Here is a 14,965-nt window from a genome sequence, read left to right as displayed (position 1 = left end):
CTCACGGCCGGCGGGGTAAAGGGAGTTCCCACCGTGGGTGATGCAATGGCAAGGAGTATAGAACACCAACGCTGCAGACCACATGGTGGATGCAACACCGGGGATTTCCGGAGGAGTAGACCGATCCTGTTCGATGCCACGCTCCTGACTGTGCACACAAAGAGGATCATGCTGAAGGAAAAGCTCGTGACATTCGCACCCCAAGCCTCCCATGAATGTACATGTATTTAGACATGTGTGGCGTGCGCATGCGCGCGGCGGGCCCCAGAACATGCATGGCACCTAGCCCCGAAAGTGGGCTGTGGTGGGGTGCGCTTCGGCGTCGGATATAGGGAATGACCAGCACACACGGCGAACAACGCACAACGGCCAGAAAAATGGATTGAACGATGTTCACGGATTTCTTGAATGGTGTTCAAATATTCAGCTAGCGTGCACAAGTATGACTGAGATCCTCGACATCGCACGCGACAAAGCCCTTGCCACAGGTGTGGGACTCACCCGTGACGAACTGCTCCGCGTCCTCGAACTACCCGACGACCGCCTGGAAGAAATGGCCGACGTGGCCCACCAAACCCGCCTGAAATGGTGCGGCCCAGACGTGGAAGTAGAAGGAATCATCTCCATCAAAACCGGCGGATGCCCCGAAGACTGCCACTTCTGCTCCCAATCCGGCCTCTTCGAATCCCCCGTGCGCGCAGCACGCCTCAACATCCCCGACCTCGTGGAAGCCGCCCGACGCACCCGCAAATCAGGAGCCACCGAATTCTGCATCGTCGCCGCCGTCAAAGGCCCCGACCAAGCCCTGCTGGACCAAGTGGGCAACGCAGTGGAAGCCATCAACAAAGAAGTGGAGATCGACATCTCCTGCTCCCTGGGAACGCTCACCCTGGACCAAGCCCAACAACTCAAAGACATGGGCGTGCGCCGCTACAACCACAACCTTGAAACGTCGCGCAGCTTCTTCCCCAACGTGGTAACCACTCACACCTGGGAAGAACGCCGCGAGACCCTGGAGAATGTTCGCGCCGTGGGGATGGAAATCTGCTCCGGCGGCATCATCGGCATGGGCGAAAGCCTGGAACAGCGCGCAGAATTCGCATCCCAGCTGGCGGAGATCGAGCCGTGCGAAGTGCCGATGAACTTCCTGGACCCACGCCCGGGAACCCCCTTCGCCGACCGTCCCCTGGTGCCCATGGGAGAGGGCCTTCGCGCCGTAGCGATGTTCCGCTTCGCGATGCCACGCACCACGCTGCGCTTCGCAGGAGGACGCGAGCTATCCCTGGGCGACGACGGCACCGAAAAGGGCCTGCTGGGCGGAATCAACGCCATCATCGCTGGCAACTACCTCACCACCCTGGGGCAGGCCATCGAAAAGGACGTGGACATGCTCAACCGCATCGACCTGCCCATTAAGGCGCTGTAAAGGGGCGCGCGGTGGCACGACACAACCTCGACAGCACAGAGCTTGAACAGGCCGTGCTCCTGGGGCAGGCGCCGCTGTTCCACCCCAACACTGGGCAGAACCTAAGCGACGTCGCGGACATCAGTGCAGTGAACGTCCACTTTGCCGCAGCCGCTGGACTGGATGTGCCGCGCTACTGCCAACTGTGCGGGCGGCGGATGGTGGTGCAAGTCCGGCCCGACGGATGGTCGGCGCACTGTTCGAGGCATGGGACGGTGGACTCGTCGATTTTGGATCGTTAGGGCAGCGGGCGCTGCGGGTGCGGTATCGCCACGCCTTGGCCGCTGCGCCTTGGCCGTTGCGCCTTGGCCACACCGCCACACCGCAGCCACACCGCCACGCCCCAGCCACACCAAGCCGCCCTTCGACCTCAGTAGCAGCTGTGTAGAATGAGCCACTATGGCAAAACTCTTTGGAACAGATGGTGTGCGAGGCCTCGCCAACCACAAGTTGACGGCCCCGCTGGCAATGAAACTTGGAGCGGCTGCAGCGCGCGTGTTGGTCTCTAAAGAAGAGCAAGGCCGCCGCCCTACGGCCATCATCGGCCGCGACCCGCGCGTCTCCGGCGAGATGCTGGGCTCCGCGTTGGCAGCTGGAATGGCTAGCCAGGGCATCGACGTACTGGATGTGGGCATTCTCCCCACGCCCGCGGTGGCTTTCTTGACCGATGATTTCGGCGCGGACATGGGCGTGATGATCTCCGCATCGCACAACCCTATGCCGGACAATGGCATCAAGTTCTTCGCCGCCGGCGGTCACAAGCTGGATGACGAGATGGAAGACGCCATCGAAGCCACCATGCTGGACCTGCCGGAAGAGGGCCCCACGGGTGCAGCCATCGGCCGTATCTTGGACGAGTCCGCCGAGGCCCTGGACCGCTACCTGGCGCACCTGCGCGAAGCCGTGCCCACGCCGTTGGACGGCATTCGTGTGGTGGTGGACTGCGCACATGGCGCGGCGTTCCAAGCCGCTCCCGAAGCCTACCGCCAGGCTGGCGCGGAAGTCATCCCGATCAATAATGAGCCGAACTCCTTCAACATCAACGATGGTGTGGGTTCCACGCACATTGAGGTCATTCAGCGGGCTGTGGTGGAGCATCACGCAGACCTGGGCCTGGCTCACGACGGCGATGCTGACCGCTGCTTGGCCGTGGATTCCGAAGGCAATGTGGTTGATGGCGACCAGATCATGGCGATTCTCGCGTTGGCTATGAAGGAAGACGGCGAGCTGAAGAAGAACATGCTGGTGGCGACCGTCATGTCTAACCTGGGTCTGACGTTGGCGATGCGTGAGAATGGTATTGATCTGCTGCAGACGAAGGTGGGTGATCGCTACGTGCTGGCGGAGCTCCGCGCGGGAGATTACTCCCTGGGTGGCGAGCAGTCCGGCCACGTCGTGATCCCTGAGCATGGAACGACCGGCGATGGAACCCTGACCGGTTTGTCCTTGATGGCGCGGATGGCGCGCACGGAAAAGCCATTGAGCGAGCTGGCTCAGGTGATGACCGTGTTGCCTCAGACCTTGATCAACGTGCCTGTGTCCGACAAGTCCAAGATCATGCAGGATAGTTCCGTGCAGGCCGCGATTGAGCAGGCGAAGCAGGTGCTGGGCGATACGGGCCGTGTGCTGCTGCGTCCGTCGGGCACGGAGGAGCTGTTCCGCGTGATGGTGGAGGCTGCGGATTCTGATTCTGCCCGGAAGATCGCGGGCCAGCTTGCTGCGGTGGTTGCGGCCGTCTAGCTGGATTAATACCGACGCCGGGCGCGCTGTTTGACAGCCTCCGCCCTGCGAGGTTCTCTACCCCAAAAAGGTTCACACAAAATTTGTGTGAACCTTTTTCGCGTCTGTGGAGTCTAACAATGTGGGATCTCAGTTGGACCGCTTAAGGCAGCGGGACTGATGACAACGGGATTGTAGACAACGGGATTGTAGATAAGACAGGGAAAGGGGAAGAGTATGGAGCACTCAGCATTGTCCTTGGATGTGGCGCAGGCGCTGCAGCAGCTAGCGCAGCTCAAGGAGACACAGAGGGTCAGAGGGGATTTTTTGGATGGCGAGCGCCCGGAGGTTCCGCTTCATGCGTTTGGCCAGGGGCTATCCGGTTTAGCTAAGCAGTGGGCCGCGAGCCTCGCGCGTGGGCATGACGTGGGTGTAGAGCATGCCCGTCGCGTCCACACCGTGACTTCGGAGAGTGAGGCTGTGGTTCGTCGCGTGGATGCCGCCGACACGTTGGATGGCGGTGGCGCATCATGATGGATCCGCAGGCTCGGGTGGAGCAGGATTTATGCACGTTAGAGGACCTTGGCGCGCCGGTGGAGCCCGCCCGATCGCAGGCGCAGTTTAGCGCCGGGCTGGATGTGGGGGTGCTCGTCCAGTGGGCGCAGGCGCTGAACGGTTTCGTGACTAGCGACCAGTGCGCTCCGGCGCAGAGCTCTCAGCAGGTCGTTCCGGCGTTGCAGGGCGTGGGGCAGGGCTCGGTGTGCGCGTCTCTCGCCCAGGCTGTGCAGTCGTTGTGTCAGCATCATCAGGCGATGCACGATGCGGCGATGTCGGCGGGTCACTGTGTGGAGAGGGTGGGGGCCGTTGTGAATCAATGTGCCGACGCCATCGGCGCGATCACCAACGGCCTCCAGGACGTGACGCGTCTCATTCAGGCGCTGGCCCCTGCCCCACATGGGGAGTGCATTATCCAGACGCTGTTGAGCCAGGCCGGGCTGGCAGTGGAGGGGTTGTTGAAGTCTCGCAATGGCACGTTGGAGGCGCTCTGTAGTCAGGCTATTGCGGATGCGGAGCCAGCACACCAGGACGAGCAGTGCCACTGTTCTCATCAGTCGCACGAGGCGGCGCCTGTGGTTTCTCACAAGCCGCCCCAGTCTCCGGTGATCGTGGCCCAAGCGCCCGCGCAGACGCCATGTGTAGAGATGACCCATGCTCCAGGCGTAGGGATGACTCATGTAGCGGTGAGCGTGGCCCAAGCGCCGGTAGTGGAGGTGTCTCACGCGACGGGGGCGGCGACGTGCCCACCGCTGATTTCTTCGCAGCAGCTGGTGTCCACGGTGCAGAATCACGTGAACATGGCGGCGTCCGCGTGGCATCAGTGCCTGTCGCAAGCGGTGGACATGCTGTGTCCAGAGGCCACGCCTGAGACTCACTGTCCAGTGCCGGAGGACGCGTCGCCCTGCTCGCATGAGGCGCCCGCGCCTGAACAAGCGCCGGAACAGAAGCCCGACCCGGCGCCCGAACCAGCACCCGAGGCGAAGGCGCCGTGCCCACACGAGGCGTCAGAGCAGAAACCGGAGCAAGCTCCGCAACCAGTGCCCGAGGCGAAGGAGCCATGCCTAGACGAGGCTACAGAGCAGAAACCGGAGCCAGCTCCGACGCTTGCTCCAGCGCCGGCGCCAGAACCAGAACCTGCGCCAGCTCCAGCTCCAGCGCCGGCCCCGGAAGCGGTTCCGGCTGCGTCGTCTTCGTCCTCGTGGGCACCGGACATTTGGGTGGATGTTCACGCCAACGTGGCGGTGGCTTCCGAACTCTCCACGAGCGCCGCAGGCAGCGCGGCCGCGGCAAGCCCTGTGGAGTTAGCAACCTCAGGAACCGGTAGCGCCGTGGGGTCGGCAGCTACCGTTCATCTAGCAAGGAGTGAACAGTGGTGAGCGAACACACCAGCAATCCCTACGACCGTATAGTGGAGGACTTTGCCCATCAGATGACGGCCATCACCGCCGAGTTTGAGGACAACTTAAAACAGGCAGCGCAGCAGGTAGGCAAGCTACTAAAAGACTTGGAGGGGCTTGAACTGCCGATCGACGCCGCGCAGCACGATAGCCAGCCTGCACAGGTCTCACACCGTGGCGATGCATCCGGCAGCGCGCCGAAGTCAGCTCCAGGAGGTCCGAATATCTTTCATCACGCTTGAGCAACGTTGGATGAGCGGCGCTGGCTGTGCAGCGCCGCCTGCTAGCCGCGTGATGTGACGCTGACCTGGTGCACGCTAACCTCGTGCACGCTGACCTAGCGCACGCTGGCTCACTTGAAGCTGAGCTCCTGGATACGTTTTTGAATATCCGCATTCTCCGGCAGCTCGTCGACCAGTTCCTTCTTCGTGGCGACCAGGGTCCGCTTAAGCTCAGCGGTGTCATCGCGGAAAGCGGCGTACTTCTTATCCGTCTCCGCCAGAATGAACCCGGTCATCAAGGCACGTGCAAGATCCTGGTTGCTGAACTCAGGAAGCCCCTTGCCCATCAACAATTTTTTGGTGATTTTTTCATTGAAGCCCTGAGCGGTGGCGCGCTCTAGGCGTCGATAAACAACGTCACCCTTCCACTGCGCGGCCATGCGCGTGGCATCACCCATGGGGATCTCGCCGATCGCTCCGGCATTCAGGACCAGGCCAGGAGCCTCCACGTACTTTGCGGCCTCGTAGGAGGACGGCGACGTATCGGACGGGTAGATCGCAACCACACCGGCTAGCAGCGCCTGATTCTCATAGGTCTTCACGCCTTTGTGGGAGGCGGTACGTCCCGTCGCTGCCAGGACAGCGGAGGACGCACCGAAACCGTGACCCGCGAGGAACAGCTTGGTGGGATCAACCGAGATGTTGCCCTGGCCGAGCTTCACACCAGCCAGGATCTGCAGTGACGTCTCCAAATCAGAGGCAAACCCGCGCGCGTTGGGGGCAAAACCCCTCTCCGTATTCGGCGCTGCCACGGCAATGCCCCAGCTGGCGAGGTGACGCAGCGTTGCGTGGTACGCCTCAATGCTTTGGCGCCAATCATGACCAAAAGCAACGGCGGGGATGCCCTTGCCCTCGGCAGGAGTGTAGACGCGACCGGGGATGCCGGCAAACTCAAGCTCGCCAGTGAGCACGCGGTGCGGTCCGCGCTTTCCGAGACGGGGGATCAGGTTCTTCAACTTGTCAGCCACAAGAAACAAGATTAACAGAAGAGTGTGACGAAGCACCCGTGCTCAGGCACTACCCGCACAATTTTATGCCGTGTAGAATCACCGGCATGTGTGCAATCGTTGGATATGTCGGTAATTCCGGTGCTCTGCAAATTGGTCTCGATGCGCTGAAGCGCATGGAATATCGCGGATATGATTCCGCCGGTATTGCCGTAGTAGGACAAGGAACACTGAAGGTAGAGAAGAAGGAAGGCAAGCTAGACAATCTTCTCAACCGCATTGATGAGGTTGGCCGTGACGAGTTTTCCGGCACCGCCTGCATTGGGCACACGCGTTGGGCAACCCACGGCTCGCCCAACGACGTCAATGCACACCCGCATACATCCTTCGACGGCAAAGCCGCCATCGTGCACAACGGCATTATTGAAAACTTCGCAAGCCTGCGCGAGGAGATCGAATCCCACGGGATTGAGCTGGAATCGGAAACAGATTCCGAGGTCGCAGCACACCTTGTAGCCCTGGCATACAACGAAGGCCCCACCGCCGGTGACTTTGAAGCCTCCGCGCTGAACGTGCTGTCCCGCCTGGAGGGCGCGTTCACGGTGCTGTTTACCCACGCGGACCACCCCGGCACCATCGTGGCGGGCCGCCGCTCCACCCCGCTGATCGTGGGCGTGGGCGACGGTGAAATGTTTATCGGATCCGACGTGGCAGCCTTCATCGACCGGACGAAGAACGCCGTGGAGCTGGGCCAAGACAACGCTGTGGTCATCACCCCGGAGGGCTACAACTTGTACAACTTCGCCGGCGAGCCGGTGGAGGGCACCCCGTTCACCATCGACTGGGACCTGGAGGCCGCACAGAAGGACGGCTTTGATTCCTTCATGATGAAGGAGATCTACGAGCAACCCGCCGCCGTACGCGACACCCTGGCCGGTCACTTTGTGGACGGCCGCATCGTCTTGGACGAGCAGCGCCTGTCCGACGATGACCTGCGCAACGTCTCCAAGGTGTTCGTGGTGGCCTGTGGTACCGCATACCACTCGGGCCTGTTGGCGAAGTACGCCATCGAGCACTGGGTGCGCGTGCCCGTAGAGATCGAGGTGGCCTCCGAGTTCCGCTACCGTGATCCGGTGCTGGATCGCTCCACCCTGGTGGTGGCGATCTCCCAATCGGGTGAAACGGCCGACACCTTGGAGGCCGTCCGCCACGCAAAGGCCCAGGGCGCCCGCGTGCTGGCGATCTGCAACACCAACGGTTCCCAGATCCCGCGTGAGGCCGACGCAGTGCTGTACACACATGCCGGCCCGGAGATCGGTGTGGCATCCACGAAGGCATTCCTGGCGCAGATCGTGGCCAACTACCTGGTTGGTTTGGCGCTGGCCCAGGCCCGCGGTACGAAGTACTCCGATGAGATCGCCGTGATTTTCGACGAGCTGGAGGCCCTGCCGGAGAAGATCGAGAAGACCCTGGAGCTGCGCGATACCGTCCTGGACCTGGCCAAGGAGCTCGGCGCTATCCCAACCATGCTGTTCCTCGGCCGCCACGTGGGCTTCCCCGTGGCCCTGGAGGGTGCACTGAAGCTCAAGGAACTGGCCTACATCCACGCCGAGGGCTTTGCCGCCGGTGAGCTCAAGCATGGCCCGATTGCCCTGATCGAGGATGACCTGCCGGTGGTGGTTGTTGTTCCATCGCCAGAGGGCCGCCCGGTGCTGCACTCGAAGATCGTGTCCAACATCCAGGAAATCCGCGCCCGTGGTGCGAAAACCATCGTCGTGGCCGAGGAGGGGGACGACGCCGTCAAGCCTTACTCCAACTGGCTGTTGGAAATCCCTCGCACCTCCACGTTGGTCCAGCCTGTACTGTCCACCATTCCTTTGCAGTTCTTGGCTGCAGACATCGCGCGCGAGTGCGGTAACGAGGACATTGATAAGCCACGTAACTTGGCGAAGTCCGTGACGGTGGAGTAGCACCCACGTACTAGTGTTGTGGTCATGACAACCTCCGCCTCACCCAGTGCACAGCCCACAGCCCCTACCCATCCGGTGTTGGCAGAGGTGATTGTGGATATCTCTGCGATCCGGGCCAATGTGCGCACGCTGGTGGACAAGGCCGCACCGGCACAGGTGATGGCGATCGTGAAAGCTGATGGCTACAACCACGGGGCGTCCGTGGCCGCCCAGGCGGCCCTGGATGGCGGGGCGCAGATGCTGGGCGTGGCGACGTGCGCGGAAGCCCTGAGCCTGCGCACCCAGGGCTTTACATGCCCCATCACCGCGTGGATGTGGATTCCCGGCGAACCGCTGGAGGATGTGTTCGCTGAAGACATCACCGTCGGTATCCCGTCCCTGGCGCACGCCGAGGCGTTTGTGCAGGCAGCAGCCGCGGCTTCTGAGGCCAGCGGCATCCGGCCGAAAGCGGGCTTGATGGTGGACACGGGGCTGTCCCGGTCAGGGATCAGCCCCGTGGAGCTGGACCAGGTGATCGACTTTCTGGCCCAGCACGCACAGACCTTCGAGATGACCGGCGCTTTTTCACACTTGGCGTCTGCCGACATGGACGCCGGCCGCGAGGTTACCGACCTACAAGCCGCGCGCTTCAACGCGGCCATCGCGAAAGCCGAGGCCGCGGGCCTGGCGATGCCTGCCAACCATCTGGCGAACACCCCGGCGCTGCTCAGCAGGCCAGACCTGCGCTACCAAGTGGTTCGACCAGGCGTGAGCGTGTACGGCATCGACCCGATGGAAACCCCCACGGACACCCACTTCGCCCCGGCGATGACCCTCCGGGCACGGGTGGTGACCACCCGCACCGTCCAGGCCGGCGAAGGCGTGAGCTACGGGCATCTCTGGCACGCTCAGCAGGACACCACCACTGCGGTGGTGGCTTTGGGGTACGCCGATGGGATCCCGCGCTCGGCGTCGGGGAAATTTTCGGTGGCGATCAACGGCACACGGTACCCACAGATCGGGCGAGTATGTATGGACCAGTTCGTGGTGGATCTGGGGCAGGACCACAGCGTGAAGCCGGGCGATTGGGCGGTCGTGTTCGGGCACAACGGGCCGCATGTGGATGAGTTTGCGCAGGCCAGCGGCACCATTTCCTATGAGAACCTGACGTTGCCGCGAGGGCCTCGGGTGGCTCGGCGCGTGGTGAACAGCGCGGAGGAGATTGATGGGAATGAGGCGGCCAATGATCGTTAATTTTAACGACGCCCACGGGCGCGCGAACGCAGCGACAGCGCAGGACATGCGGGAGCTCGGCCGGCAGCTGGGCAGCCAACTGACGGCCGGGACGGTGGTGGTTCTGACCGGGCCGCTGGGCGCCGGGAAAACCACGCTTACCCAGGGGATCGCCGATGGGCTGGGCGTGAAGGGGCGCGTGCAATCGCCAACGTTCACCATCGTGCGGTCACACAAGCCCGGTGGGCCCGGCAAGCCCGGCATGCTGCACATGGACGCCTACCGGCTGCTGGGACAGGACGTGGCCGACGGAGTGCAGCCGGGGCTGCATGTGGATCGCGCGGAAGTGCTGGATGCGCTGGAAAGCCTGGATATTGACGTGAACCTCGATGGTGAGCTCGGCGGCGACGTGGTCATCGCCGAATGGGGCAGGGGCGTGGTTGAAGTGCTGTCCACCACGGTGCTGGATGTGGAGATCACACGAGCCGAGGTGGCCGACGCGGAGCTAGACCTGGAGGCGGAACAACCCCGCACGCTGACGTGGCGGTGGCTGTAAAAGCGCCCCTAGAAGCGACCCCGAAAGCTAGCCCCGAAATAGTGTGTTTGTTCCAAAGGGGTCCCGAAGCCGGTGCTTCTATGTTTAGATAATCTCGAAACACCGTGAGGGGTGCTTCACAAGGACCTCCAGCACACTGGGTCCGATCAACCCGCTGGTTGAATAAATTCCTAGAAGGTTTACTGCGAGAACCTCCTAGGAATTTCTTGTATCTAGAGTTTGTGGGATGAGGTAGTAGGCCATGATGTGGATCGTGATCGGTGTACTGGCGGGTGCGGTGATGCCCGTGCAAACAGTGGCGAATACCCGGTTGTCCCGATCGACGGGAACGCCGCTGTCCTCCTCCCTGATCTCCTTTTTGGTGGGGACGCTCACGCTGGCGTGCGCCCTGATGCTGTTAAACCACGGGGAGATGGGGCTGGCGAACGCGCTGGGCGGCCCCTGGTGGATGTGGCTGGGAGGCCTCCTTGGGGTAGTGGCCCTGACCGGCAACATTTTGATGTTTCCACGCCTCGGGGCGGTGCAGACGGTGGTTCTGCCCATCGCCGGGCAGATCCTGATGGGGCTCATCATTGACCACGCTGGACTCTTCCATTCCTTGCAGTCGCCGATCACGGTCTCGCGCGCGGTGGGCGCAGCCATTGTTATGGCAGGAGTGCTTCTGACAGTCATGAGTGGGGCGGGGAGACGGGGAAGTGTGGCGTCGGGGGATAAGGGGGACACAGGAGACACGCGGCTGAGCGCGTGGGCGTGGAGAGGATTCGGCGTGCTCTGCGGCGTGCTATTTGCGTCCCAGGCGGCGATCAACGGGCATCTGGGACAGGTGATTGCGGGGCCGATTGCGGCGGCACTGGTGAGTTTTTCTGTGGGGCTCGGCGCCCTGATTGTGCTGAATGTGCTGCAGCGATGGAGGCCGCGCGCGACTGCGCCGGAGGGGGAGAAGAATCCGTGGTGGATGTGGATTGGCGGCGCGCTCGGTGCGGCGTATGTGCTGCTGAATGCGCTGCTGGTTCCGCAGATCGGCACGGGGCTGACGGTGGTGGCGGTGCTGTCCGGGCTGATGGCCGGGTCCGTGGTGGTGGAGCGTGTGCGCGGGCAGGAGATCAGCCCGCGGCAGCTGGTGGGGCTGGTGCTGATTTTCGCCGGCGTGATGGTGGTGGATGTGCTGTAGCTGGGGGTTTAGGGGCCGTATCCCCCTCATAAAGAGGGGGTAGGGCGGGATATTGGCCAACGGGCAGATTCAACCTTATAATCTCATAAGATTTACTCAGAGTTTGCTTCACTTGAGGAGTGCCCATGTCTTACCTACGCCACGCTGTGACAGCCACGATGGCTGCGGCCATGCTGCTTTCTGTCGCTGCCTGCTCGAAGGATGCCCCACCGAAGGAAGAGCAGACGTTTGCGTTGCAGTCTTCCTCGCAGTCGGCTTCGTCCAGCGACTTTACTTCGGAGTCCGAGGCTGATTCGGCCTCCGAGTCTGCGTCGAAAAATGGGAAGAAGAGCAAGGGGCGCGAGGCGGAGCCCACCCCGATCGATGAGGATGAGCCGCGAGCCTTGTCTGATGGGTCGTTCCTCCTGACTGAGGACCCCATTGGTCCCGGTTCCAACGAGACCATTATTTCTGACTATAAGGACCTTGAAGAACAAGGATTCAGTTTCTTGCGTGTGGAAACCTCCGAAGCTGGTCGAAATGGTGTGATGCAATTCCTCGCTGGAAAGCAAATGGAATTGGCGTTCTGGGCCGCAGGTTTGAACGGTTATGGGCTATCGGGCGAATGGGGTGACGCTAAGGTTGAGCTCCTGAACGAATCTGGACGAGACGTCTTAAACGGTGGCGATGCTGTTAAAAAGAGCTTTCTTGTGCACTTAGATGGAAAGACGCCTCCGGTGGAGGGTCGTTACACAAACTTAGATTTGGACATTAAGCTCGACAAGCCAGGTAAATACACGCTGAAAATCGAGGTTCGCCAGCCTGGCTATGCTCCATTTAAGATCCGCCAGCCCATTGTGGTTGTTGATTAAAACGTAGGACTGTGTATGGATAAGATGAAAAGATCAACGTATCTTTTTGTCGATGACCTTGTGGGTAATCGGGTAATGGTCACGCAAGGCCACACTGTCACCCTCGGCCGAGCCTCAGAGTTTCGGGTAGGACACGATGACCCGGCCATGCACCGGGCATTCCTCCATGTGTGGTGTGACCATGGCATGTGGATGATTCGCAATGTGGGCAGTTTCCTGTCTGCCACTATTCAGCCATCCTATGGTGGCACTGCGTATTCTCCCGTGCGGTTATCGCCTGGGGTGCAGTGGCCTCTTCCCGCAGGTGTGAATTCGATTCTGTTTGCCACGAAAAATATGCGCTATGAGCTCGAGGTGACGGTTGTGCGTCCTGTTCAACCTCTGCCGCGAATGGATGTTCCCGTGGCGCCGCTGACAACGGATACGTTTTCCCCGAATCGCGAACAACAGCAAGTGCTGGCTGCATTGGCGGCTCCGTTGCATCGTGACCCCAGTGCCAGTCCACGCATTGCCGTTCCCTCCGTGGCGGATTTGGCGCGGCAGTTAGGGTGGGGCGAAAAGAAAACGTCGCAGAAGATTCAGCACATGGCTGAAACCCTCAATGAGCTCGGAGTTCCTGAGTTTCAACAGGGCGTTAATGTCCCGTGGCGAATTGTTCTTGCACGTTTTGCGGCGGAGAACCCGCAGTTCTACGCATAAGCCTTAACTCTCAGCCTCAGTGTTGGTGTTCATGATGGATTCTTCGCATTCGCAGCTCAGTCCCACTGACTTTCGCAACGAACTTAGCGCACTGGGCTACTCGAATATTGCCCAGCTTGGCCAGGGTGGAATGGGTACGGTGTTCCGCGCCTATAAGCCGAACCTGGACCGGACCGTGGCGATCAAGGTGGTGTCCGAGCATTGTGTTTCCAATGCTGCGTATGTTCAGCGGTTTCATGCAGAAATGCGCACCATGGCAGCCCTGGATCATCCTGCGATTGTGCCTGTGTACGACGGGGGAGTGACCGCCCGCGGCATTCCGTACTTCGTGATGAAATACATTGCAGGCGAGAATGTCCATGATTTTTTATATCGACGCCGAGCCTCCCATCAACCGCTGTCTGTCCTAGAGGTAGCGCATATCTTGGCGCCGATTGCGGGCGCGCTTGATTACCTCGCCGCGCGTCCCAACCCCGTGGTTCATCGCGATATTAAGCCGGCGAATATCCTGCTGCCAACGGCGGGGACGGGTGGCCCTGCGGCGATGTTGACGGACTTTGGCATTGCGGTAGATCGTGAATCCACTCGGATGACCAGGCTGGGCATGCGCATGGGGACCGATGGGTACGCGGCCCCGGAATTGTTGGCTACGAAGGACGTCACTCGTCCGCCGCAGCCAAATGCGGTGAGTGAGCAGTATTCCCTGGGACTTGTCGCCTTCGAAATGCTGACCGGCATTTATGTTCGGGAATCGGTCTCTGACGAGCAATGGGTGGTGAAGCGGCCCGTGCCGGAGCTCAAGGCTCCATGGATCCACCCATCGGATGTTCCGCATATGAAGGGCATCAACAGTGTGTTCTCGCGGGTGTTGGCGATTGATCCGCGGAAGCGATTCCCTACGGCGGCGGCGTTTGTGGAGGCCTTGCACAATGCGGTCGCGCCGGCGCACCCTGAGCCTGGAGAAAAGCACGCAGGTAAAGGTAGCTCCCCTGTAAAGACAATCGCTGCGCTGGGTGTGGCCGCCGCGACTATCGCGGCCGGACTTGTCGTGGTGCCGAACTTCCTCGCAGATTCTTGGGACGGTGAGGACGCTCGATTAGCCGCCGCATTCCCGAAGATTGTGAGCGCAGAACCAGGTGGCCAGGGCTGGCGATCCACACACTGTGAGCGCCGCGACCCGAACCCGGGAGAATTAGCCCGCATTGCCTGCAATTCGGAAGAATTAAGCGTGGTCCTCGCTCATTTTGAATCTGTGGCGGCACGTGACTCTGTGATGCCCACTGGCGATATTCAGACCATGACGTCCGATCGATGCAGCGCATACACAATGCCAATGAATTCGAACGGTCGGGCCTTTGGCGTATTTCCAACGGAATCGCTCGATACGTACGGGTTGATTGTGTCCGGACGGGATTCAGAGTCACTCCGATTGACGCTGCCAATATGCTAGTTGATATCTGAGGCGAATGTGGGCCGATATATGAGGGGAGTGCTCCCCACGCCGTCATGCAGTGAGCATTACCGCATTTTATTCTGTAACTACCAGCACAGGGCTGGGATTGTTTCAAGAAGGGATTAACTCATGGCTAACCCACTGGGTGGAATTAGCACCATCGTTCTGTCACTCCTCGGAAGTCTCGCTCCTAATCTTCCTATTCCCAGCATCGATCTGGGCTCGCTGTCTCCTGAGGTGGCACAGCACGCTACTCACAACGTCAGCCAGGAGGCCCCATCTCACCAGATCACTCAGGCTGAGCTGATCAATGCTCTGAACGATTACCGCCGCCAGCACAACCTGCGTCCGTTGCAGGCTGATGCACACTTGAACAACGTTGCTCAGGACTGGTCTCAGCGCATGGCTCATGAGGGTAAGTTGCATCACCGCCCTAACTTCATGGCCTCCTACGCTCCTGGAGCGCGCACGGGAGCCGAAAACTGCTTGATGTCGTACGCTGGCGCCTCTGCACAGGACCTCATCAAGGCATGGCACAACTCTCCGGGTCACCGGGCGAACATGCAGAATCCTGAGATGACGCACGTTGGCGTGGGCGTGGCCTATGCCGCCAACGGAACGGTGTGGGCAACCCAGAACTTCGCGGCTTACTAAGCCGTCACAGCTCTCACCCGCCACAGTTCCCA

The 14,965-nt window shown here is 61.0% G+C and carries 15 protein-coding genes; 14 read left to right on the top strand and 1 reads right to left on the bottom strand.

All coding sequences use genetic code 11. The features are described 5' to 3' along the window. Positions 1-442 precede the first annotated feature (442 nt). The 6 genes from bioB to GC425_RS04020 all read left to right on the top strand — a co-directional run bounded on the left by bioB (position 443) and on the right by GC425_RS04020 (position 5,381). The gene (gene bioB, locus GC425_RS04045; RefSeq protein WP_151842125.1) at positions 443-1,426 is read left to right on the top strand and encodes a biotin synthase BioB; all 984 of its coding nucleotides are present in this window, start codon (positions 443-445) and stop codon (positions 1,424-1,426) included. 11 nt (positions 1,427-1,437) lie between these two features. Then, the gene (locus tag GC425_RS04040; RefSeq protein ID WP_151843737.1) at positions 1,438-1,707 is read left to right on the top strand and encodes a hypothetical protein; all 270 of its coding nucleotides are present in this window, start codon (positions 1,438-1,440) and stop codon (positions 1,705-1,707) included. Positions 1,708-1,864: 157 nt separating this feature from the next. Then, a complete protein-coding gene (gene glmM / locus GC425_RS04035) occupies positions 1,865-3,205 on the top strand; it encodes a phosphoglucosamine mutase (protein ID WP_151843738.1) in 1,341 nt (446 codons plus the stop codon). 216 nt (positions 3,206-3,421) lie between these two features. Beyond that, positions 3,422-3,718, top strand: a complete 297-nt coding sequence (locus GC425_RS04030; RefSeq protein WP_151843739.1) for a hypothetical protein — start codon at positions 3,422-3,424, stop codon at positions 3,716-3,718. Next, entirely contained in the window at positions 3,715-5,118 is a 1,404-nt protein-coding gene (locus GC425_RS04025) for a hypothetical protein (protein WP_151843740.1), read from the top strand. The genes GC425_RS04030 and GC425_RS04025 overlap by 4 nt, the downstream gene beginning before the upstream one ends. After that, entirely contained in the window at positions 5,115-5,381 is a 267-nt protein-coding gene (locus tag GC425_RS04020) for a hypothetical protein (protein ID WP_151843741.1), read from the top strand. Before GC425_RS04025 ends, GC425_RS04020 begins: the two co-directional genes overlap by 4 nt. Before the next feature lie 110 nt (positions 5,382-5,491). Here the strand turns inward: GC425_RS04020 and GC425_RS04015 are convergent, their stop codons facing one another. Then, entirely contained in the window at positions 5,492-6,388 is an 897-nt protein-coding gene (locus GC425_RS04015; RefSeq protein ID WP_187767888.1) for a dienelactone hydrolase family protein, read from the bottom strand. 86 nt (positions 6,389-6,474) lie between these two features. Here GC425_RS04015 and glmS point away from each other — a divergent pair, with 86 nt between their 5' ends. From glmS to GC425_RS03975, 8 genes are all read left to right on the top strand, one after another. Beyond that, entirely contained in the window at positions 6,475-8,337 is a 1,863-nt protein-coding gene (gene glmS / locus GC425_RS04010) for a glutamine--fructose-6-phosphate transaminase (isomerizing) (protein ID WP_151843742.1), read from the top strand. A gap of 24 nt (positions 8,338-8,361) precedes the next feature. After that, the gene (alr, locus tag GC425_RS04005) at positions 8,362-9,570 is read left to right on the top strand and encodes an alanine racemase (protein ID WP_151843743.1); all 1,209 of its coding nucleotides are present in this window, start codon (positions 8,362-8,364) and stop codon (positions 9,568-9,570) included. Beyond that, on the top strand, positions 9,560-10,105 hold the full coding sequence (tsaE, locus tag GC425_RS04000; protein ID WP_231699666.1) for a tRNA (adenosine(37)-N6)-threonylcarbamoyltransferase complex ATPase subunit type 1 TsaE: 546 nt from the start codon (positions 9,560-9,562) through the stop codon (positions 10,103-10,105). Before alr ends, tsaE begins: the two co-directional genes overlap by 11 nt. A gap of 241 nt (positions 10,106-10,346) precedes the next feature. Beyond that, on the top strand, positions 10,347-11,276 hold the full coding sequence (locus GC425_RS03995; RefSeq protein WP_151843745.1) for a DMT family transporter: 930 nt from the start codon (positions 10,347-10,349) through the stop codon (positions 11,274-11,276). A gap of 125 nt (positions 11,277-11,401) precedes the next feature. Next, the gene (locus GC425_RS03990; RefSeq protein WP_151843746.1) at positions 11,402-12,127 is read left to right on the top strand and encodes a hypothetical protein; all 726 of its coding nucleotides are present in this window, start codon (positions 11,402-11,404) and stop codon (positions 12,125-12,127) included. A gap of 15 nt (positions 12,128-12,142) precedes the next feature. Beyond that, the gene (locus GC425_RS03985; RefSeq protein WP_151843747.1) at positions 12,143-12,826 is read left to right on the top strand and encodes a hypothetical protein; all 684 of its coding nucleotides are present in this window, start codon (positions 12,143-12,145) and stop codon (positions 12,824-12,826) included. Between the two features lie 31 nt (positions 12,827-12,857). After that, positions 12,858-14,276, top strand: a complete 1,419-nt coding sequence (locus GC425_RS03980; RefSeq protein ID WP_231699667.1) for a serine/threonine-protein kinase — start codon at positions 12,858-12,860, stop codon at positions 14,274-14,276. Positions 14,277-14,408: 132 nt separating this feature from the next. Then, on the top strand, positions 14,409-14,933 hold the full coding sequence (locus GC425_RS03975; RefSeq protein WP_151843748.1) for a CAP domain-containing protein: 525 nt from the start codon (positions 14,409-14,411) through the stop codon (positions 14,931-14,933). The last annotated feature ends 32 nt before the right edge of the window (positions 14,934-14,965 follow it).

The sequence above is a fragment of the Corynebacterium sp. zg254 genome (assembly GCF_024701495.1).
In the GTDB taxonomy this organism is placed as follows: domain Bacteria; phylum Actinomycetota; class Actinomycetes; order Mycobacteriales; family Mycobacteriaceae; genus Corynebacterium; species Corynebacterium zhongnanshanii.
This window is presented reverse-complemented; position numbering and strand designations above follow the sequence as displayed.